This is a genomic window from Rhodospirillales bacterium, from assembly GCA_020638175.1.
GTDB lineage: Bacteria > Pseudomonadota > Alphaproteobacteria > Micavibrionales > Micavibrionaceae > JACKJA01.
Genome location: JACKJA010000002.1, coordinates 1,673,540 through 1,695,194, shown reverse-complemented (window position 1 = coordinate 1,695,194; position 21,655 = coordinate 1,673,540). Strand labels below are relative to the sequence as shown.

At 54.5% G+C, this 21,655-nt stretch carries 20 protein-coding genes and 1 tRNA gene; 12 read left to right on the top strand and 9 right to left on the bottom strand.

All coding sequences use genetic code 11. The features are described from left to right. Window positions 1-108: 108 nt before the first annotated feature. Window positions 109-714 carry a hypothetical protein gene (locus H6868_08395; GenBank protein MCB9989331.1) on the top strand — a complete coding sequence of 202 codons (606 nt, stop codon included), beginning with the start codon at window positions 109-111 and terminating at the stop codon, window positions 712-714. On the opposite strand, the gene H6868_08390 is transcribed toward H6868_08395, so the two are convergent. Continuing rightward, window positions 711-2,093 (bottom strand): TrkH family potassium uptake protein, encoded by a 1,383-nt coding sequence (locus H6868_08390; GenBank protein ID MCB9989330.1) that lies wholly within the window; start codon window positions 2,091-2,093, stop codon window positions 711-713. The two genes, H6868_08395 and H6868_08390, sit on opposite strands and share 4 nt — an antisense overlap. A gap of 185 nt (window positions 2,094-2,278) precedes the next feature. Then, the gene (locus H6868_08385) at window positions 2,279-3,187 is read right to left on the bottom strand and encodes an OmpA family protein (GenBank protein MCB9989329.1); all 909 of its coding nucleotides are present in this window, start codon (window positions 3,185-3,187) and stop codon (window positions 2,279-2,281) included. 143 nt (window positions 3,188-3,330) lie between these two features. Here H6868_08385 and H6868_08380 point away from each other — a divergent pair. From H6868_08380 to H6868_08350, 7 genes are all read left to right on the top strand, one after another. After that, window positions 3,331-3,405 (top strand) — tRNA-Gly (locus H6868_08380). A gap of 91 nt (window positions 3,406-3,496) precedes the next feature. Beyond that, window positions 3,497-3,844 carry a type II toxin-antitoxin system Phd/YefM family antitoxin gene (locus tag H6868_08375; protein MCB9989328.1) on the top strand — a complete coding sequence of 116 codons (348 nt, stop codon included), beginning with the start codon at window positions 3,497-3,499 and terminating at the stop codon, window positions 3,842-3,844. A 14-nt stretch (window positions 3,845-3,858) separates the two neighbouring features. Continuing rightward, on the top strand, window positions 3,859-5,310 hold the full coding sequence (locus H6868_08370) for an N-6 DNA methylase (GenBank protein MCB9989327.1): 1,452 nt from the start codon (window positions 3,859-3,861) through the stop codon (window positions 5,308-5,310). Further along, the gene (locus H6868_08365) at window positions 5,307-6,506 is read left to right on the top strand and encodes a restriction endonuclease subunit S (protein ID MCB9989326.1); all 1,200 of its coding nucleotides are present in this window, start codon (window positions 5,307-5,309) and stop codon (window positions 6,504-6,506) included. Before H6868_08370 ends, H6868_08365 begins: the two co-directional genes overlap by 4 nt. Beyond that, on the top strand, window positions 6,503-8,884 hold the full coding sequence (locus tag H6868_08360) for a DEAD/DEAH box helicase family protein (GenBank protein ID MCB9989325.1): 2,382 nt from the start codon (window positions 6,503-6,505) through the stop codon (window positions 8,882-8,884). Before H6868_08365 ends, H6868_08360 begins: the two co-directional genes overlap by 4 nt. 9 nt (window positions 8,885-8,893) lie before the next feature. Next, window positions 8,894-10,900: a sensor histidine kinase gene (locus H6868_08355; GenBank protein MCB9989324.1), complete on the top strand. Its 2,007-nt coding sequence runs from the start codon at window positions 8,894-8,896 to the stop codon at window positions 10,898-10,900. A gap of 240 nt (window positions 10,901-11,140) precedes the next feature. Beyond that, window positions 11,141-12,883 carry an RNA-directed DNA polymerase gene (locus H6868_08350; GenBank protein MCB9989323.1) on the top strand — a complete coding sequence of 581 codons (1,743 nt, stop codon included), beginning with the start codon at window positions 11,141-11,143 and terminating at the stop codon, window positions 12,881-12,883. Between the two features lie 93 nt (window positions 12,884-12,976). On the opposite strand, the gene H6868_08345 is transcribed toward H6868_08350, so the two are convergent. After that, complete coding sequence (locus H6868_08345) at window positions 12,977-13,786, bottom strand: DUF429 domain-containing protein (GenBank protein MCB9989322.1); 810 nt, start codon at window positions 13,784-13,786, stop codon at window positions 12,977-12,979. Between the two features lie 301 nt (window positions 13,787-14,087). Between H6868_08345 and H6868_08340 the strand changes: the two genes are divergently transcribed. Next, a complete protein-coding gene (locus tag H6868_08340) occupies window positions 14,088-15,002 on the top strand; it encodes a DUF1738 domain-containing protein (protein ID MCB9989321.1) in 915 nt (304 codons plus the stop codon). 42 nt (window positions 15,003-15,044) lie between these two features. Here the strand turns inward: H6868_08340 and H6868_08335 are convergent, their stop codons facing one another. The 4 genes from H6868_08335 to H6868_08320 are packed head-to-tail and all read right to left on the bottom strand — an operon-like array spanning window position 15,045 to window position 18,064. Then, window positions 15,045-16,010 (bottom strand): DUF2156 domain-containing protein, encoded by a 966-nt coding sequence (locus tag H6868_08335; GenBank protein ID MCB9989320.1) that lies wholly within the window; start codon window positions 16,008-16,010, stop codon window positions 15,045-15,047. Between the two features lie 27 nt (window positions 16,011-16,037). Then, on the bottom strand, window positions 16,038-16,760 hold the full coding sequence (locus H6868_08330) for a tRNA-dependent cyclodipeptide synthase (GenBank protein ID MCB9989319.1): 723 nt from the start codon (window positions 16,758-16,760) through the stop codon (window positions 16,038-16,040). A gap of 46 nt (window positions 16,761-16,806) precedes the next feature. Then, on the bottom strand, window positions 16,807-17,454 hold the full coding sequence (locus tag H6868_08325) for a hypothetical protein (protein MCB9989318.1): 648 nt from the start codon (window positions 17,452-17,454) through the stop codon (window positions 16,807-16,809). Further along, on the bottom strand, window positions 17,426-18,064 hold the full coding sequence (locus H6868_08320) for a helix-turn-helix transcriptional regulator (GenBank protein MCB9989317.1): 639 nt from the start codon (window positions 18,062-18,064) through the stop codon (window positions 17,426-17,428). Before H6868_08320 ends, H6868_08325 begins: the two co-directional genes overlap by 29 nt. 184 nt (window positions 18,065-18,248) lie before the next feature. Between H6868_08320 and H6868_08315 the strand changes: the two genes are divergently transcribed. From H6868_08315 to H6868_08305, 3 genes are all read left to right on the top strand, one after another. Then, a complete protein-coding gene (locus H6868_08315) occupies window positions 18,249-18,758 on the top strand; it encodes a hypothetical protein (GenBank protein ID MCB9989316.1) in 510 nt (169 codons plus the stop codon). Between the two features lie 18 nt (window positions 18,759-18,776). Next, window positions 18,777-18,998, top strand: coding sequence for a hypothetical protein (locus tag H6868_08310; GenBank protein MCB9989315.1), 222 nt, complete (start codon window positions 18,777-18,779; stop codon window positions 18,996-18,998). 517 nt (window positions 18,999-19,515) lie between these two features. Then, complete coding sequence (locus tag H6868_08305; GenBank protein ID MCB9989314.1) at window positions 19,516-19,794, top strand: DUF3768 domain-containing protein; 279 nt, start codon at window positions 19,516-19,518, stop codon at window positions 19,792-19,794. A 64-nt stretch (window positions 19,795-19,858) separates the two neighbouring features. Here the strand turns inward: H6868_08305 and H6868_08300 are convergent, their stop codons facing one another. After that, a complete protein-coding gene (locus H6868_08300; protein ID MCB9989313.1) occupies window positions 19,859-21,145 on the bottom strand; it encodes a HipA domain-containing protein in 1,287 nt (428 codons plus the stop codon). Continuing rightward, complete coding sequence (locus H6868_08295; protein MCB9989312.1) at window positions 21,135-21,476, bottom strand: helix-turn-helix domain-containing protein; 342 nt, start codon at window positions 21,474-21,476, stop codon at window positions 21,135-21,137. The genes H6868_08300 and H6868_08295 overlap by 11 nt, the downstream gene beginning before the upstream one ends. Between the last annotated feature and the right edge of the window lie 179 nt (window positions 21,477-21,655).

Here is a 21,655-nt window from a genome sequence, read left to right as displayed (position 1 = left end):
GTGTGTTCCGTTGGGTTTTGTTTTGGGCCGGAGCCATGTATGATTTAGTTGTATTGATTTTTTGTACAAAGGAAAAGCCCCGGGGCGATCATGTTTTTTATCAGAAAAATGACACTTTCTTTTTTTGGTCTGTTCGCCGCGTTTTTATTGGCGGGATGCACGTCATCAATTCCGAACGGGAAGCCTGTGCCGGATTTGACGTTTGCGCATATTTTGCCTTTTTACGTCGATGTCAGCGCCGTGGATATAGAAACCCGTTATAATCATATGCTGGACCCAGAGGATATCTCATCGGGGTTTGCTACCCCGCCGGATATTGCCTTGCGCCGTTATGCCGAAGCCCGGTTGCAGCCGCAGGGGGCCATGAATACCTTGAAATTTATTATCGAGGATGCCAGTGCGCGACTGAATGTGATCGAGCCGGAGAACAAGATACAAAGCTGGGCGGGGATCGGGCGGCAAGACCGCTATACGGTTTCCGTGCGGCTGCGGCTTTACACGGAAACAGCCGAAGGGCGGCAGGGAACGCATTCCATTCTTAAATTCAGCCGGGATTTGACCGTGCCATCGAGCCTTTCGCTGGTTGAGCGCGAAACCAGACAGGTTGAGTTTCTGGAAGCCATGATGAAGGCCGTGGACAAGGCCGTGGTCGAAACGCTGCGCGACCGGATGTCTTTGGCAGCAGGGATGCCATCTTATCCGCCCGGATACTAACGGCGCCAGAAATGTGGAGAGAGCATGACGAGGACGGTAAACAGTTCAAGCCGTCCCAGCAACATGCCGCCGCATAATATCCATTTGGCTGTGTCGGGCAGGGGTTGGAACGTTCCCGTCGGGCCGATGATGTCACCGAGGCCCGGGCCGACATTGGAAATTGCCGTGGCTGCTCCGGACATGGCGGTCAGGAAATCCAGACCGGTCAGGGATAAAAGCACGGCGATGATGGAAAAACACAGCGCATACAGAAAGAAAAAGCTCATGACCGATATGGGGACGCCCTCGGGGATGGGCTTGCCGTTATAATAGGGGATGAAAACGCCGTGCGGGTGGAGAAGCTTTTTGATCTGGGTGTCGGCGACGGCATAAAGTATCTGGAACCGGAATATCTTGATGCCGCAACTGGTTGAGCCGGCGCAGGCACCAACGACCATCAGAAAGAAAAAGAAACTGATGGCGAATCCGCCCCATAAATTGTAATTATCGCTGGAAAACCCTGTTCCTGTCATAAGGGAAACAGCGTTGAAAACCGATTTAATCAGGCTTTTGTCAACGCCCATATTGTTGTTTATCATCAGGTATGAAAACAGGATAACCGAGCTGATGGCGACGATTGATAAAAACCAGCGGACCTGCGTGTCGTTGAAAAAAGCTTTCCAGTTACCGCCAAAGGTTTTCAGGTAGAGAACGAAGGGCAGGCCGCCGCAGATCATAAATATAATGGCGACGATTTCGATCCAGATCGTGTCGTGGCCGCTGAAAGAGCTGTCGTAGGTGGAAAAGCCGCCTGTGGAGATGGTGGTCAGGGAATGGCACAGGGCGTCAAACTTGTCAAAGCCAGCCAGATTGTAGGCGACGAAGTTGAGAAAGGTCAGAAAAACGTAAATCGCGCCGATGGAGCTGGCGAGTTGGGCTGTGCGAGGCAGTGCTTTCTCGTTTTCAGATAGTTCCGTCTGGAACATCTGCATGCCGCCGACTTTCAAAAACGGCATGATCGACATGGCCATCAAGATAACCCCCACACCGCCGAGCCACTGGAGCAGGGAGCGCCAGAGCAAAATTCCGCGCGGCATGTCGTCGAGACCGGTCATAACCGTTGATCCCGTTGTTGTGATGCCGGAAACAGATTCGAAAAAAGCATCCGTAAAGGATACGTCCATGCCAGACAGCCAGAAAGGCATGGCACCAAAAAGCGACAGCAGAAGCCAGCTTATGTTAATCATGACGAAGCCTTGTCGGTGCGAGATTTTCATCTCGGAGCCTTTGTTCGACAAAATCAGCAGCCCGGCAAAGAAAAAGGTCATCAGCATGCAGAGCATGAAGACTTTCCAGTCAGCGTGGCCGATATAAAGATCGGCGGCCATGGGTACGAACATCGTTGCCGCCAAAGCACAAAGCATAATACCGGAAATGTAAAAAACTGGGCGAAAGTCCACGGGCGTATATTCCTTTGCGGGGGCGGTCGATTTGATCCCCGTCTATTTTTAGCACAGAGCGCGGCGCAAAAAAAGCCGGACTGGGGGCAGTCCGGCTTTTATAAAGAAAATAGTCAGATCACGTTTTATTCAAAAGTAATCTGGGCACGGCGGTTGGCTGGTTCGCGCACTCCATCGGCGGTCTGGACCAGCAGCTCGTCTTCGCCGCGTCCCTCGACACGGATGATCGAAGCATCAACGCCGCGGACAGCCAGGGCATCACGTACCGCATTGGCGCGTTTCATAGCCAGACGGTTGTTGTAGCTCTTTGGCCCGGCGGCATCGGTGTGACCGACAACCTTGATGACGTTGGTGTTTTTGCCTTTGAATTCTTCGGCGACGGCATCGAGAACGTTGTTCCCGCCAGCACCGATTTCGGTGGAGTCAAAGTCAAAGAATACCAGATACATCGCATCTTCCGGTTTCATAGGCTCCGGCGCGTCCATAACGACCGGTTCGACCGGCGGCAGGAATTCAGGTTCCGGTGCCGGAACGCTCAGCATGCCTTCCAAAGCATCCATAGCGGCGAGGAAGTCGTTTTTGCAGCCGGCGATATCGCCCGCTTGCCAGTTTTCTTCCTGTTGTTCGATCCAGCAGTCAAAGCGGGTCTGGGCAATGGCGGATTGTTCCGGGGCCAGTTCGCGGGCGCCAATATCATAGGCGGCGAGCAGGCGGCCACGGGCCGTGCCGAGTTCCTCAATGTGTTTGGGCATCAGGTTCCAGTCACTGACCGGTTCCGGAAGAACGGCATCACCAGCGGCGGCAGCCAAGCCTTTGCGGGCAAAATGGATCGCATCCGGGTGGTCATACATTTCATTAAATTCCCGGTTAACGAAAATCCGGTATTCAGAAGCCAGCTTCTGGGTGAAGGGGCTGCCGACAGCCTGAGCTTCATTCAGGGCATCCACTTCGCTGTGCTTGTTATAACCACAGGCACTCAGGCCCATGGCGCAAACGCCCATGACACAAAGGGCAAAACCGCGCAGTTTTTTCATTATTCTCTCCTTAAAAGGTACGGTTAGCGCATAAGTAATTTCTTGCATGGTATTTTTTATAAGCAAGTGGGTCTGAATGTAAAGAAACTTTTACATTGATTTTTTTGTAAAACCCGGTAAATGCATAGGGCGTCTATCAAAACGCGGGTGTAGCTCAGTGGTAGAGCATCAGCTTCCCAAGCTGAGGGCCGTGGGTTCGATCCCCATCACCCGCTCCATAATAAAATCAGATACTTAGCGGCTATAATCGAGCAAGTTCAAGGAAAACTCGCCACAATTGCCACAAAATTGCGGCCCGCTGTAACCCGCATGAATCCGCCATTGTCTGAATCGGGCTTTTTCGGCTTGTGGCAAATTTGTGGCGAGAATGATTCTCAACTTGCTTCCTTATTCGAGCGCGATCAACAGTTCAGGATTGCGCTGCAGGATCAAATTGGCCATATTGACCAAAATGGCTACTTTAGGATGTGCGCTATGAAATCCATGTCTGCGAAAGACGCCAAGAACGGATTTGGGCGGCTCCTTGATACGGCTCGGGCGGAACCGGTCACGGTGGAGAAACACGGCAGGCCCGTTGTCGTCGTGATCAGCGTCGAAGAGTTCGAGCGATTGACGGCAGCGAAGAAAAATACGGCTGAAGCTCAGCCAGCAAATTAGAAGAACGAGGGACCATGTTCGAACAGACTTTTAAGAATATCGACGATGTCCTCTGGAAAGAGGCGGGCTGCACCACCGAGCTCGATTACACCGAGCAGACGTCCTGGATGCTATTTCTCAAGTACCTCGATGACCTGGAGCAGGAACGGGCCATGGAGGCCGAGCTTGTCGGCAAGGACTACGCATTCATCGTCGACACCGCGCACCGCTGGTCGAGCTGGGCGGCCCCCAAGAAAGCGGATGGCTCGTTCGATCACGATAGGGCTCTGACGGGCGACGATCTGATCGACTACGTCAACCGCGATCTTTTCCCCTACCTGCACGGCTTCAAACAGCGGGCCACCGGCCCCGACACGATCGAATATAAAATCGGTGAAATCTTCGGCGAGATCAAAAACAAGTTCCAAAGCGGCTATTCGCTGCGCGATGCCCTAGAGCTCATGGACGGTTTGCGCTTTCGCTCACAAAAGGAAAAGCACGAGCTCTCCCATCTCTACGAAGCCAAAATCAAGAACATGGGTAACGCCGGGCGCAACGGTGGGGAGTACTACACGCCGCGTCCGCTGATCCGCGCCATGGTTCAGGTGGTGAAGCCGAAGATTGGCGAGCGCATCTACGATGGTGCGGCTGGATCAGCCGGGTTCTTGTGCGAGGCGCATGACTATCTGCGCAAAAGTGAGCTGACGACCAGCCAGCTGCAAACACTTCAGACCAAAACCTTCTACGGCAAGGAGAAAAAGAGCCTCGCTTACGTGATCGCGATCATGAACATGATCCTGCACGGCATCGATGCGCCGAACATCATCCACACCAACACGCTGGCGGAGAACCTGGCGGATATTCAGGACAAGGACCGCTTCGATGTGATCCTGGCCAATCCGCCCTTTGGCGGTAAGGAGCGCAAGGAGGTCCAGCAGAACTTCCCGATCAAGACCGGCGAAACGGCCTTTCTGTTCCTCCAGCACTTCATCAAATACCTGAAGGCCGGGGGCAGGGGCGCGGTCGTCATCAAGAACACGTTCCTGTCCAACTCCGACAATGCCTCGAAGGCCCTGCGTCAGGATCTTTTGGAAAGCTGCAACCTGCACACTGTTCTGGATTGTCCCAGCGGCACGTTCCTTGGCGCTGGCGTGAAAACCGTTGTGCTGTTTTTCGACAAGGGCGCGCCGACGCGGAAGGTCTGGTACTACCAGCTTGATCCGGGCCGCAACATGGGCAAGACCAATGCCCTGAATGATGAGGACTTGAAAGAGTTTGTAAGGCTTCAAGCTAGCTTTGCGGACTCAGAGAAGTCATGGTCGCTCAATGTAGCGGATATTGATCCCGAGACGTTCGATTTGTCGGTGAAGAATCCGAACAAGGCGGGGGAAGCGCCGCTGCGCGAGCCCGGAGAGATTATCGCCGAGATGGTGGCCCTCGATGCCGAAAGTGCCGAAATCCTCGAAGGCATCCGGGGGATGCTATGAGGGAGGGGTGGAAGCTAGTGCGGCTTGGTGACGTGTGTGATTTTTCACGTGGCCTGACATACAAGAAGAATGACGAGGTCGAATTTTCATCCAATGTTGTACTTCGGGCGAACAATATTTCTCTGGATACCGGGGTCCTCAACTTTGATGAGTTGAAATATATTCGGGACGACATTGATATTCCAGAAAACAAAAAATTGCAGAGCGGCTCCCTACTAATATGTACCGCGAGTGGAAGCAAAAAGCATTTGGGAAAAATAGCTTTTATCGATAGTAAGTATGATTATGCCTTTGGCGGCTTCATGGGGCTTCTGAAGCCAACAAAACAAGTCCATGCGAAGTACCTCTATTGGGTTACGGTTTCGAATTCCTACTCTAATTTCATCGCTGGCCTTTCGGATGGGGCAAATATCAATAACCTAAAATTTAGTCAGCTAAGCGAATTTACCTTCCCCCTGCCGCCCTTGGGGGAACAAAAACGCATAACCGCAATTCTTGACGAAGCCTTTGAAGGAATCGCGACGGCGACCGCTAATGCCAAAAAGAACCTCGCTAATGCTCGCGAGCTGTTTTCGAGTTATTTAAATTCTGTATTTGTCGAGAACGGTAAGAGTTGGGTGGAAAAGACGTTGGGCTCAGTTTGTGGCAACCTTGATAGCAAGCGTATCCCAATTACCAAGTCAAAAAGGAAGCGTGGTGACATTCCTTACTATGGAGCTTCCGGGGTCGTGGACCATGTGGCAGACCATATATTTGACGAAGAACTACTGCTCGTCTCAGAAGATGGCGCAAATCTCCTCGCTCGCACTTATCCGATCGCTTTTTCTATTCGAGGAAAGACGTGGGTTAACAACCATGCTCATGTGCTTCGGTTTTCTGACCTTCGGTCTCAAAGATTTATCGAATACTATTTGAATTCGATATCTTTAGAGCCCTACGTCAGTGGCATGGCTCAGCCAAAGCTTAATCAGAAATCCCTGAATTCGATCATAGTTCCTTTCCCAGAAGTCGGGGAGCAGGGCGTTACTGTCGATAAGCTCGATGAGATTTCTGCGGAATCCAGAAGACTTGAGGCTATTTACCAACAAAAACTAGCCGCACTTGCCGAACTAAGACAATCGCTTCTGCAAAAAGCCTTTGCGGGAGAATTAACAGCGAAGGTGGAAACAGCGATCAAGGAAGAGGCCTACGCATGAACGAAGCCGAAACCCGCGCTGAACTGATTGACCCCTCCCTGAAAGAAGCGGGCTGGGGCGTCGTCGACAGCAGCCGGGTGCGGCGCGAGGTCATTACGCTTGGACGGCTTCAGGGTGCCGGAAAGCGCGCCAAGCAAGACATTGCTGATTATGTGCTGTTCTATCGCGGTCAGAAGCTTGCCGTGATCGAGGCGAAGCGGCGTGATTTGCCAGATACCGAAGGTGTGGGGCAAGCCAAGAAGTATGCTGCGATGCTCCAGACTCGTTTCACGTACTCGACGAACGGCGTAGGCATTTACGAGATCGACATGCATACGGGTGCGGAGCGGTATGTCGAGCGCTTCCCGACGCCGGAAGAGCTATGGTCTCAGACCTTCGCGGAAAAGAGCGAATGGCGCGAGCGGTTCGGCGACGTGCCTTTCGAGGACAAGGGCGGCCAGTGGCAGGCGCGCTATTACCAGCACAACGCCATCAACAAAGCGCTGGAGGCAGTCGCCTCTGGGCAAGATCGTATCCTGCTGACCCTTGCGACTGGGACGGGTAAGACATTCATTGCGTTCCAGCTGGCGTGGAAGCTGTTTCATAGTCGCTGGAATATCAGCCGCGAACCGACGCGCCGCCCGCGCATTCTGTTCCTTGCAGATCGAAATATTCTGGCTGACCAGGCGTACAACTCGTTTTCCGCTTTTCCTGAAGATGCACTGGTGCGGATTGATCCGGCGAGCATTCGCAAGAAGGGGCGCGTGCCGAAAAACGGCAGCATCTTCTTCACGATCTTTCAGACGTTCATGACGGGCCGCGATGCCGAGGGCAATCCGGCGCCGAGCTTTGGCGAGTACCCGCCAGACTTCTTCGATTTCATTGTCATCGATGAGTGCCACCGTGGCGGGGCCAATGATGAAAGCAACTGGCGGGGGATTCTGGAGTATTTCTCTCCAGCAGTGCAGCTCGGTCTGACCGCGACGCCCAAGCGTAAGGGCAACGTTGATACCTATGCTTATTTCGGGGAGCCGGTTTACATCTACTCCCTCAAAGAGGGGATCAATGACGGCTTTCTCACCCCGTTCAAGGTGAAGCAGATCGCCACGACACTGGATGACTATGTCTACACATCCGACGATCAGTTGATTGAAGGGGAGATCGAGGAAGGGAAGCGCTACACCGAAGACGATTTCAACCGCGTCATTGAGATCAAGGAGCGTGAGAAGTATCGCGTGAAGCTCTTCATGGATGCGATTGATCAGAGCCAGAAGTCGCTAGTGTTCTGCGCGACGCAGGAGCATGCGCTTGCCGTCCGAGACCTCATCAATCAGATGAAATCCAGCCAGGACCCGAACTACTGCGTCCGGGTGACCGCCAACGATGGCGAGATCGGTGAGCAGTTTCTGCGGACATTCCAGGACAACGAGAAGACGATCCCGACCATATTGACCACATCGCAGAAGCTCTCGACAGGAGTGGATGCGCGCAACGTACGTAACATCATCCTGATGCGCCCTGTGAATTCGATGATCGAGTTCAAGCAGATTGTGGGGCGGGGAACGCGATTATTCGACGGCAAGGACTATTTCACGATCTATGACTTCGTGAAGGCCTATGAGCACTTCAACGATCCCGAGTGGGATGGCGAGCCCGTCGAGCCAGAACCATGCGAGCGTTGTGGGCGCTATCCCTGTATCTGCGTCCGGGAGCCTCCAGGCCCTTGCCCTGTTTGTGGCAATGCGCCATGCACCTGTGAAAAGCCGGGGCCGGAGCCTTGCGCGGTCTGCGGCGAGTTTCCCTGTGTTTGCAAGAAGAAGGTCAAGGCGAAGATCAAACTCGCAGATGGCAAGGAACGCATGATCCAGCACATGATGGCCACGACCTTCTGGAGCCCGGACGGTAAGCCGATGTCCGCAGCCGAATTCATCGAGCGCTTGTTCGGTGAGCTACCGGAGCTCTTCAAAGATGAGGACGAGTTGCGTGCGCTATGGAGCAATCCGGACACCAGAAAGGCGCTATTGGAAAGCTTGAGCGAGAAGGGATACGGCGAAGATCAGCTCGCAGAAATCCGCCGGATGATCGATGCGGAAAACAGCGACCTCTATGACGTGCTGGCATACATTGCTTTCGCGCTTGCGCCGATTACGCGGGCGGAACGCGTCGATACCCGCCGTGCACGGATATTGGCATCCTATGACGAGAAACTGCAGGCGTTTTTGGATTTTGTGCTGGCGCAGTACGTCAAAGAAGGCGTTACCGAACTGGATCAGGAAAAGCTACCGGATCTCTTGGAGCTGCGGTATCACGCGATCAGCGATGCGGCTCAAGAGCTTGGGGGCGTAGCAAAAATCAGGGAAGCATTTGTAGGATTCCAAAAAACACTTTACGAGGCGTGAGGGAACACCATGAGCAATGTAAACATCAAACGCGCTGTAGAAAATATTCGAACTGGCACCACAGTCTACACTCCGCTTGTTGAGGTCATTGTCAACGGTATTCAGGCCATAGAGGACAAAGAGGAGGAGAAGGGGCGGATAGATGTCGTTATTGTCCGCTCTTCCCAAGAGGCGTTGGATCAAACGATTCCTGTCGTTGAGAGCTTTACGATCAGAGACAATGGTGTCGGTTTTACCCCAGAGAACCGCGATTCGTTTGATACCCTTTATTCCGACTACAAGATCGAACAAGGTGGAAAAGGCTTTGGGCGCTTCACTTGTTTGAAATACTTTGAAAATCTCAAAATACAAAGCGTCTACGCGGACGGTTCATCATTCTTCCGTCGGAACTTCAGAATGGGTAAAGGCAACGACATCATCATTGATGAAGCCTTGGAAAGTTGTGAAGCGGAAGGCACCGGTACTACCGTTACTCTTGAGGCCATAAAGGATGGCCGCTTCACGGATAAAGGTATAGCGACGATTGCCAGGGCATTGACTGAGCGATTGCTGCCTTATTTCATTGATGACGAGTATAGCTGTCCAACAATCGTGGTTTCGGAAAAAGACGGCGGGGACAGCATCACCCTGAATGAGTATATCGACAATCAAATATCTGCCTCCATCAAAGAAATTCAGATATCGGACAGCATCTTTCACATCTCCTCAAGCAGCGAAGAACGGTTCTTTTCTGTACGCCTGTTCAAATTCTACTCACCCAAGAACCAAAAAAGCAAGGTCAGCCTAGTGGCTCACAGGCGGGAAGTCACAAGCGCGACGTTACATAGCTATGTGCCGGAGTTCGTTGAAGAGTTTTTCGATAAACGTAGTGATGGCGGCGAGAATAGAGACCGCAATTACGTTGTGAAGGCATATGTTTTTGGTGATTATCTAGACGAAAATGTTTCGCTTGAGCGTGGCGGCTTTGAGTTTCAGAAGGAAAGCGATCTCATGCACGGCATTTCGCAAAGTGATATTGAAAGCCGAGCAGCAGCAATTGCGCGTGACGCGCTTGGTGATGACGTAGTTGAGCGGCAAGAAAAGAAGCGCCAACGCTTTCAGGATTATGTTGATCAAGAAGCGCCTTGGCACAAGAGCATGCTTAAGAATATTGATCTTTCAACGATGCCCTATAACCCGACCAAAGAAGAGATCGAGGCGCGGTTGCAGAAGGAGAAGTTCCAACAAGAGAGCCGAGTATCCAGCAAGATCAACAAGCTTCTAGCGGATGGCAATATCGATGATCTTAAGGCCAATGTTACAGAATTGGTTAGCGAGATATCTGAAACCAGCAAAAATGATTTGACTCACTATATCGCCCTTCGGCGAAAAGTCTTGGAGTTGTTTGGCAAGAATCTGGAATTGGACCCCGAGGGAAAATACGCATCGGAAGGTGCGGTACACGACATAATCTTCCCGCGCCGCAAGGACTCGGATAGCTTGGACCTCAGGGAACACAATTTATGGATCATTGATGAGCGCTTGAACTTTACCAACTATGTGTCTTCAGACAAACCCCTCAGTGAAGGGATCTCGGATAGACCAGACCTGCTTGCTTATGATCGGCGGGTTATGTTCCGGGGGGACAACGAAGCCAGCAATCCCGTCACCATATTCGAGTTCAAGAAACCGCAGCGAGATGACTTTACTAACCCATCTTCCGGTGAAGACCCCGTTCAGCAAATTGTTCGCTATGTGAACCAGGTGCGCGAAGGAAAGTACAAAACGCCTGAGGGGCGGAAAATTCTCGTGTCATCAAATACGCCGTTCTATGGCTATGTCGTATGCGATTTGACGCCAAAAGTTGAAAAATGGTTGGAGATCGAAAAGGACTACAAACCCATGCCGGATGGGTTGGGATGGTTCAGGTGGCATGACAACATTAATCTCTACATGGAGGTCATCGGCTGGGACAAAGTCCTGCGCGATGCAGAAATGCGGAACCGCATATTTTTTCACAAGCTTGGGATTGTCTAACTGGTTTTAGGTGCGGAAGGGATTACCGGCAACGATTCTGGTTGCGCATGCACATAGAAATTCCCATACTGGATTCAGGCTTGCGGGCAGACTTCTTGCTGCGCATCGCGGCAAATGACAACAACGGTAGGTGGGCTGCTCATCACCGTGATCCTTTTGCGGACAGTCCTCATGGACCATGTCTCGCCGATTATCGCTTAAGAGTGCCCGCAAGCCTTTTTCGAAGGAGAGTGCAACTCATTGAGCACGCTGGAACGACTTAAAAACGCAAAGGATCTGAGTGGTCTCGCAACAATTCTCGGCTTCACCCCGAAGGGCGTGAGCTACGTGCTCTACAAGCTGAAACCTGACGAAAAGTACCGGACTTTCAAAATCCCGAAGAAAACCGGCGGCGAACGCACGATTCAAGCCCCTGAACCGCGTCTCGCACTCATGCAAAAGCGCCTAGCCGAACATCTCTATGAGTGTGTGGCCGAAATCCAGCACGAATATCCGCACTATTGGCGTGCTTCCCATGGCTTTCAGAAGCGGAAAACAATCGTAGGAAATGCCGCTGTCCACACGCGCAGGCGCTACGTTTTCAATGTCGACATCGAAGATTTCTTCGGCAGCATCAATTTTGGTCGGGTACGCGGATTCTTTATCAGTGACAAAACCTTTGCGCTAGAACCAGCCGTCGCTACAGTCATCGCGCAGATTGCCTGCCACGAAAACGCATTGCCGCAAGGAAGCCCGTGTTCACCAATAATTTCAAACCACATCGGCAACATTCTCGATCTTCGATTGTTGGCCCTTGCCAGGGATGCCCATTGCACCTACACGCGCTATGCGGATGACCTGACGTTCTCGACGAACTTGAAGGAGTTTCCGGATGAGATCGCCGTCGATCCCGGAACAGGGCGCTGGGAAGAAGGGCATAGGCTGCGCAAGGTAATCGAAGACAGCGGGTTTAGGCTCAATCCCATCAAAACCCGTATGACTTTGCGACAGTCTCGGCAATCTGTCACAGGCTTGGTGGTCAATGCAAAGCCCAATATTGATCAGGATTACTACCGGCGGGTCAGGGCTATGTGCAACTCGCTTTTCGGAACCGGACAATATCACCGCGTGGTTGGCGGCAAAGACGAAGTTACCAGCAATCTAAACCCGCTTGAAGGCATGCTTTCCTACGTATATTTCGTGAAAGCACGCCGAGACCGGTCGTTGCGAGTCAACAAGCGCTCAAAAAATGAGGGTGAGTTCAATCCGCCGCGCGCGCCGATTGAGCTCTACAGAAAATTCCTCTTCTACAAGCATTTCGTATCGCCCCCACTTCCGCTCATCGTCACGGAAGGGGTCTCCGACATTGTATACATTGAATGTGCAATCCGCGCTTTGGCAAAATCTTTTCCCCGTCTCGCAAAAGAAGAAGACGGAAAGATCAAGAGGCAGGTTAATTTTTTGCGGCCTTCGGATACAACGCGAGACGTCTTAACTCTCGGTCACGGCGCTTCAGGGCAAGCGAATCTAATTGGGCAGTACACGAGTAGTTTGAAGAAATATGCTCACCAGCCCATGGCGCATCCGGTCATTGTCCTTTGCGACAATGACGATGGGCCGAAAAAAGTGTTCAAGAATGCCAAAGATAAATGCGACATGGCGATCAGCACCTCGACAATCGACCCTTTCTACTATCTCGGGGACAATCTATACCTCGTGAAAGTGCCAGAGGGCGCGGCTGCGCACCCGCGCGAGATCGAAGAGCTTTTCAAGCCGGAGATACTGGCCTACAAAATCGGTGGCAAACCGTTTGATCGAAAGAAGGAGCATGGAGATGAAACTGCTTACGGCAAGGTGAAGTTTGCTGAGGAAGTGGTGAAGCCGAACGCCTCCACCATCGATTTCTCGGATTTTAGTGAACTCCTGTCTCGGATAGATCAGTGCTTGGCCCACTACGGTACGGTCGTAGCAGCTTCTCCGGTGGCTGCCGCCGCCGCGTCATAATCAAAAGGCGAAAGGGATCGGCTTTTTTGTCAGCCCCAGCGCGTAGCGCTGCCCCTGAATCCCGCCCGGTTGGTTGGTCGGTTGCTGGTGCGTTCAGAGGATGGGGTCGGCGATCCAGCCTTCGAGGGTGTCGGGGTCGGCGGGGGCGCCGTAGTTGTTGTGGCGGTTGGTGTAGGCCCAGGCGGCCTGGATGGCGCAGAGCAGGGCGTCCAGATGGTCGGCGCCGGGATCATCGCTCAGGTGGTCCGGGGCATCGACGCTGATGCCGTGTGTTGGGAGGAGCGCGCCGTCCTTGATTTTTTCGAGTATGTCTCTTCGTGCCTGATGTTGCTCGGGGGTCTGTTTGGCCTTGGTGTCTTGCTTGTAGCTGCGTTTGCCGATCAGCTGTCTTGCCAATACGCCCGGATAGGCCTCGACGACAATTCTTTCGGGGTCGCCTTGTTGCAGGTGCGGGATGGTGACCTCTGATCTTCGGAGGCGCGGCGCGCCCTCATAGAACATCAATCCAACCGGTGTGCCGTAGAGTTTTTGCGGGCTGATCGAGCCTGCAGCGCTATCAGTCTGGCGGCGGTGTTCCTTGTCGCCTGGTGGTCGTGGTTTACGGTAGGCATCGAGCGCTTCGCGGAATTCTGCTCTGGTCATCTGGGCGACGTGGTCGACATAGCCTTGCCATGTTGCGGGCCAGCCGATCGTCTCGATAAACCGTCTTGCCTGTCCGAACGGGAAATCCATCCCGGCAATCCACGGTCCCGGCCTTTTTAGCATCTCTTCGAAGCCGTCGAAGCCCCGCCATTCGGTCAGGTCATTTGCGGTGAGGTGCGTACCTTCCAGCGTGCAGGCCAAGCAGGTGATCGGCTTGCTGCGTTTGGGTCTGCTCGTGAAATCAATGCCGTAGATTTGCATGCGGCTAACTTGGCACGGCTCGCTGTGGTGATCCAGGGCTTTGTTGCTCGTGGTGGTCGGCGTTGTCGGTGGCTGGTTTGTGGTTTGTTGTTTTTCGTTGCTCCGGTCAGTGCCGCTTTTTCTCCTTTTATTGCGGCTCGTCCTCATTGCTCCACGGTTCTAGCCGGGGTCGCCGGACCGGCAACGGGCTGCCCGCATAAACGTGTTGCCCGTTCCCCTGACGGTGCCCGTCCGGCTTATCCCCCGTCTTCGATGTTGCGCGTTCTTCGGAACCAACCGCGTAAACAAAAGGAGACCGATCATGACCAAGAAGAGCGCAGCCAAAACCGACGTCTATACCCGCGTCACCGACAAGATCATCGCCGACTTAGAGCAAGGCGTTCGCCCCTGGATGAAACCCTGGAACGCCGAACATGCCGCCGGGCGCATCACAAGGCCACTCCGGCATAACGGCCAGCCCTATAACGGCATCAATATCCTGATGCTCTGGTCGGCGGCAGTTTCGGAAGGCTACGGCGCCCCGATCTGGATGACCTTCCGGCAGGCCAAAGAGCTCGGCGGCCACATCCGCAAAGGCGAAAAAGGCGAGCTCGTCGTCTATGCCAACACGATCACCCGCACCGAAACCGACGCGGCCACCGGCGAAGACATCGATCAGACCATCCCCTTCATGAAAGGCTACACCGTCTTCAATGTCGATCAGATTGAAGACCTGCCCGAACACTACTACCAGCTCGCCGAGCCGGTTCTCGATCCCGTGGAACGTATCGAACACGCTGAACAGTTCTTCGCCGCGACGGGCGCCGATATCCGGCACGGCGGTAATCAAGCCTTCTACAGCGTGACACACGATCGCATTCAGCTGCCGCCCTTCGAGAGTTTCCGCGACGCCGAGAGCTACTACGCGACCCTGGCGCACGAGAGCACGCACTGGACCCGGCATCCGTCCCGGCTGGACCGTGACTTCGGGCGCAAGCGCTGGGGCGATGAAGGCTACGCCCGCGAAGAGCTCGTCGCCGAGCTGGGGAGCGCCTTCCTGTCGGCCGACCTCGGTCTGACGCCGGAGGTACGCGACGATCACAGCGCCTACATCGAAAGCTGGCTCAAAGCCCTCAAGAACGACAAGCGGGCCATCTTCCAGGCTGCCGCTCACGCGCAGCGGGCTGCGGATTATCTAAATGGCTTGCAGCCTGCAGCGGAAACTGCCGTCGCTTAGGCTAGCGTCGGGCGCTCCTTCCTCGGAAGGGGCGCCTGGTCATCAGTTGTGCCTTTGTGCCGGATAATGAGCCGTGCTCAAGGCAATCGAGCGGACCGGGCAGAGTTTGCGTTTGAAACTATCGAGGCTGGCGGTTTCTGAACCGCCGAGACAGATGTGCGTGAAACCGCGCTGCCGGAGCAGTTCGCACATCTTGAGCGCGCCGAACTCGGCGGCACCGTTGCGGCCGATGGACACGCGGACCAGCGACATTGCCGTTGCCGTGTTCTTGTCGGATTCGTCCCAGAACCAAAAGCCGACGGGGCGATCGTCTTCAAAGATCACAGTGCCGCCGAGTTGCAGATTGCCATCTTGCATCAGCGTGATGACCTGCATTGTCGGCGTGGTCAGGTCCTTGAAGGAGTACCCGTCCTTCTTGCCGTCCCGTGCCCAGGTCCTGACGATATCGAGCACGTCAGCGGTATGGCGGGCAAGGTCGAACGGCGCGGCTGTCAGCCCGGCGCGCAGCGCGCGGTTGATATGACCGCGAAAGCCGTTGAACTCACCGCCTTGGCGCTCGATGACCTTATTGGTGGAAACGATATGGACCGGATAGGTCCAGTCGAGGAGGTCTTCTCTCTGCGGCGCACTTGCCCCGAATGCCTGCAGACGGAGAGCGAGATAGGCATCGTCGCCGCCGAGGCGGGCGATTTCTTTGCGTCCTGATGGTAGCGCCGGATCGGAGAGGGCCTGTTCCATTAAACTGGCTGGGTCCTTCCCAAACGGAGGAAACAGCAAGATCGTACCGTCCTTGTTAGGATGAACGGCGATCACCATCGCTGCATCGCCGTTACCGTAAAGCCAGAGTCCTTTGCGGCCGGTCATCGCGTAGTAAGCGGCCGAGCGCTGAAACGGGTCTTGCCGCGCGGTGGCGCTCAGCAGGCTTTGAAGGCGGGGGAGGGTTTCCGTCGTTACCGGCTCCAGCGCGGCGTCAAAGCGGGTCTTCGCGATCAGGTTTGTTCTTGTCATTGTTCTTCTCTCTGCCAGGCGGTCTAGTTATGCCGCGCGCCGGTAGTCTTGCTGTGCCGCTTCGTATTTCCGGCGTTCAAAATTCAGACAGGTGTAGTGGGCGTTCTGAAACCCGGCGGGGGCATCGTTGGTGTCTTTGTTCTCGTACATAGCCTGTGTGAATGTCAGTGTGCCCGGATAGGCGCTGATGCCCCCCTGGTCTTTGTAGAAAATCGAGAAAACGGCCAGCTCTTCGAGTGCGTATGACTTCGAGAGCGCGAAGTATCGATGGAAGTCACCGTCCGAGAGGTCCTGGCGCTGCCAGTGTTCCGTGATGCCCCGGTCGACATCCCGCTTGAATTCCTTGTCGGTATCGTAAAGCTTTACTATCGCTGCATAGGCATCCATGTAAGCCGGATCTTGCTTGACGTCTTCCCATCGAACGATCTCGACATTCGCGCGTTTCAAACAGTCCTCGTTTCTAGCGATCCACGTTTCGCCCAGAGCGGAGGCTTTGGCAAAGGCCTTTTCTTCTGATAGTGGATCGGCAAACATGAAGTTATAGCGTTGCTGCGTATCGGCAACGAGAACGACGACGCGCTTAAAATGCGCGGTTGCCCATTCCATAGCGGCCTCAAGCTTTGCGCCTTCCTGGTATGCGCGGCCAACGCTGATTTCCATGCGCACCGTGTCGTGCTCGCGCCAGTCATGGCCGTATCGGGCGCGGACCTTGTAGTAATACTTGTCTTTTGTTGGATTAGTAGCGGACATCAGCGGTACTCCTTTGGGCTTACGTTATTCCACGCATGTCTAGGGCCTAAGCAGCTTGTTTTAGCGCCGACTTATCACGCTCAAAATCCACTTGCAGACATCGGACGTTACCGAATACTGGCATTTCCACTTTTAACTCTTCAAAGATATTCGATATCCAGGAACCGGCGTAGACATCAATAGCCGGTTTTTGGAACAACAAGGCAAACGCCGCCAGTTCTTCGGTCAGAAAGTTGATCGAGGCCACGACCGATGCCCCGTTGCGCCGTGCAAACTGCTGTGCGGTCCCCTCGATCTGCGACCGCACAGGAGCTTGTCTCAAGGCTGCGGCGATCTCACTGGCCGCTGGTCCATAGGATGGATGCGCCAACAGATCGTCCCACATAACGAGCTCGACCCCTTCCAGTGCTAGCCGGTTACGCTTGATCCACTCCATGCCCTGACGTCGGGCTTTGTTCCATGCCGCTGGACTATCCGGTTCTGGTCCATTGTGCCGTTGCAACGTGTCGGAAACGATCACTTGCACGTGCTCGTAGCGCCTTACAGCCCATTCCATCAGCGCCGCAAACTTCTCGCCTTCGTATTTCGGACTTCCGACGCTGACTTGGACCCGGCAGTTGCCTGTCGATAGAGTGCCGTAGCGCTTGTTGATACAAACTTTATAGCTAGAAGCGTTCCGTTGCTGTGCTTTCATTGGGATTCTCCATATTTTTCCAAAGTAGATTGAAGACATTCCCCCACGTTTTCGCCAACTGACTGTCTTTGAATATCATAGCCTTCGTGTTGTCGTCGGCACACACGCAGACTTTACCCCCGTAGATCATCGTGACATAGTTTTCGAAATATTCTTTCGGCAGCCACCGGTATTCGTTTACGCTGCCCATCAGGTAAGTGTTACCTTCCCGAACGAGCTGACGCATGGCAACGCCCTGGTTTCTAATCTTGCGCCACATCTTCACCACATCAGTCGGTGACTCGCGATCATCCCCGCACAAAATCAACACTTCGGCTGCGTTTTGGTCCAGCAGGGTGTAGTAGACATCATCAAGCACCCGAAGCCACCAGTTTTCACCCTCTATGGTCTGTATATTGGTGGGCCGCTTTTCAACGCCGTATTGCGTAAAAACAATACCTTGCTGTGCAAGAGCTTTTTGGATTGCTGCAAGAGCCGCAGCGCCGCCCTTGCGTCGTCCCGCTTCGATGTCGGCTATCGTGGATAAGGACGTATTTGATCTCTCGGCAAGTTCTGTTTGTGACCAGTCGGCCAGTGCGCGAGCTGCTTTTATATATGTGTTATCGATCATTTATAAACATTCTTTCTTGTTGTCTATTCCTTATATCAATAAAAAATACTTAAATCTACATAAAAATTATTGACATTGACATAATTATGATGTAGGCATGTTTCTATTAACAATATGTGTGGCGAGCGATGCCTGAATCTAAAGGCCTTGTTTGTTGTTTAAATATGAAATGTGTGGGGAAATTATGACCAACCTTGTTGATGCAGAGTTGCTGCTTGAACTACAGGAGCGCTTTGGCGACGTGTTCGCCCAAGGGCTCATTGACCATCTAACAAACTATCCGTGCCGTGACGGCGATCCTGAATGCCTGGAAGTGCTCCAGATGTCAGAAATCGCGCACCGTCTCAAAGACCATACGCGCGGTCTCATTCGGGAATGCCGGGCGCTGGAAGCGCAGGCGCGACGGTATGGCGGTAACGCCTCCGGACTTGAGTGCGAGATCGCCATGCGCCGCGCCCATATTGTCAAACGGGACCGGAACGGTCAGATCATCGGCGGGCTCTATCTGCTTTACCGGTCTGCCTGGCACGACTTCATGGCGATGTTTGAAGCCTATATGGCCCGCATCGGAAAGGCACCGGAAGAGCAGGTCGCTCTGAAAATGCGGGCGTCAGGTCGCGGACAGATGAAGGCAGCGTTTGCCCGGCAAACACCGCTTCCCTCATCGCTCGCTCTGTGCCGCGCAGCCGCGTAGTCCGAAAGGGAGAGAGTCATGGATACGACAGACCAAAATCCAACGGATATACGCGATCTGGTAGACCGCGCGCTAAGCGATGCGGAAGGCGAGATCAATGTCGACGAGACCATTGCGATGTTCGACCGTCAGATGGAAGAGTTAGAGGAGCTGGAAGCCCGAATTTGCAAAAGCATCGTCGTCATTGACGACCTGCGGGCGCTCTTCGCAGCGCGGCGGAAACCGGCCTCGCAACAGTAATCCAGACGGACTTCGCGGGCCTTCTCCCCGGCGGAGAAAGCGGCCGAAACACAACCCCTTTTGGTGGCAAATCTCTGGCACGGCATTGACGTCCACCCAGGACGTCAACCGGATGCATCGCCTTTGTCGGTCGGCGCGGTCCTTTTGCCGGGCTGTTCAATTTCACGTGTGTTTCTGGCCGAAGCCGCTGGCAGGTCAATCCCCGGCCCGCGCCGGTTCCGTGTTGGGGGTTGACCTGGCGGCGCTCGTGGCTTCGGCCCGTTGGTCCTTACGTGATTGAACAACCCTCAAAACGAAAGGACCGAACATCATGACCGACAAAGCCGAAACCCCCTTCATCGATTACTGGGACGCCGTGGATGCCTGCCTTGAACGTGCGGGTGCTTCCCTCAGCTGTCAGGAAGACGCCGCCATCATTGCCGGGGCGCAGGAAGAGGGTACATCTCCGATCGCGTGTGCCGAAAGCCTGATCCGTTTGCAGCGCATCCGGAAGCTAAACGATCTATCCCGAACAGCGATGGGCATCGCCGGGCGCGTTTATCAAACCGCCGGAATTTCCGCGCTTTCCGAAGCTGATCAGTCGGCGATCCGTGAACGCGTCGAGCGTTTCAATGGGTTCACCGAAGACAACGATCCATATGGCGAGCATGATTTCGGCGCCTTCGAATTTAAGGGTCAGAAAATCTTCTGGAAGATCGACTATTACGACCGCACGCTTGAGCAGGGCAGTCCCGATCCGGCGGACCCGAAGGCCACGTGCCGGGTGCTGATGATTATGCTTGCCGACGAGTGGTAGGCCGGATGGGCGAGCCGGGTCTAACCGGCTCGCTGATCCACTTCCTTCGTGCACGCGCAGGTACCTAGCGTCCTTGGTCTTCGTCCAGTGGCAGCCTAAAACCCGGATAGGCAAAGGCACCCGCGATCTTGTCGCAGTCCCGCTCGGTTACTCCAGTACGCCGGGCGGTTTCATACCAGGTTGACCGGACCCGTTCTTCCATCGCCGCGACGGTGCCTCGCGCATCGTCTTCGCTCAGATGAAATCGGGCTGCCTGGGAAACGAGATTGTCGGCATGGGCGTAGCGTCCCCAATCGCCGCACGCCAGGGCGAGGTCGCGGCGCTCGACACTCACGGGCGTTGACGGCGTTAAATCATAGGCAGGCGACAGCCGCCAATCCGTATTACGGGCAATCAAGGCGTGATTGCGCGGATGATCGTCGGTATTTGAGATCAGAGCGTTAAAACACATGCGGCGAAACAGCTCCTGCGCATCGTGGCGCGGCTGCGCGCTGACGCGTCGCAGCTCTTCAGCCATCAGGATGTATGACCAACGTCCCCGATGCTGGTAAGTATCCTCGGTGTGCAGCAAGGTCAGGCCGCTGATCATCCGGGCACGCACATAGCCGTCCTCGGCTCGTTCCCGGTCGAAGCGCTTTACCAGCAACACGTCCCGATCGCCGATCGTCGTGAGCTTGCTTTCCGCAGTCTCAATCCCGCACGCACGCGCCAGTACCAGCATGGCGTGTTCAATGCGCGCATAGTTCCACGGATCATCCGGCCGGTTGAACTTCGCAACCCAAAGGCCGTCATCGTCTTCGACCACCGCCTTGGGCCGGGCGCCGCCCATCGAAGTGCCTACCAGCATCAGCTCCTCCACCTGCTCGATTTCGGCGCCTTGAGGGGCCTCTTCATCAGCGATAATCGCATCGGCCAGGTCCTGCAGCCTCTGCAGGTCGAGCGTCTGATTGAATTGCCGTTTAGGAGCAGGGGGCTCCGGATTCAATCCAAACCCGAGCGCACCGGCGCGGTCGTCCGGCGCGAACAGCAGGTAGTCAACTTCTCCCGGTCGGGCTTTACCGGCGTGCTTGTCGATCACACGCCGCCCCCAGTAGTCGGGGCTGGCATCGCGCAGCGCTCCGAACATTCCATTGAGAGCTGTCGTCCGGTAGGTAGCCTTCCCCAGCTTCAGCTCAACAGGATCAATCGGCAGGGCGTCGGGACGGTCGAGGTAGCTGCGGCCATAGACAAAGCGGCCGAGCGGGCCGCCGCGTTGCTCATCCAGAACAAACCGGCCCGCCGTCACAAACTTTGTCTGCCCCGGCAACATGATGTAAACAAAACACTCGCTCGCCCCAAACCTAAAAGTCATTGTCGAGTTCATCCTTTCCGCGGGCGCGCGTTCGTCCTTGCGCGAGTTCCAGCATCAATCCCTCTTCATCGGTCTGCGGGTTCGCCAGTGCGCTCGCCGGTTCCAGCAGGTCGTAAGCCCAGAGCAGCGCCATGTAGACGGCGACGCCGGTGCCGAGCTTGCCTTTTTCCGCGTCGGTAACCGGGCGCGGGCCGGTGCCGATCTTCTCGGCCACCTCGGCGATCGTCAGATTGCGCCGCAGGCGGGCCGTGCGCAGGTTGGCGCCGAGCCGCTTTACGGCTTGCTCGACGGCGTAAGGCGGGGCTGTCGTTAGCAGGTTCTTCTGTGCCATGAGCTTTTAAACACTTCTAAATGACGTTAATACGCTTTTAAAAGCATATTACGCGTATGAGGAGGTGTCAAGTTAAATGTGCTTTCAAAAGCACTTAAGCGCCGCTAATATGCTTTTAAAAGCTTTTATCTTCCAATAATCACCTAAAAGTGACCAGAGTACTTCCTGCTAATCACGTA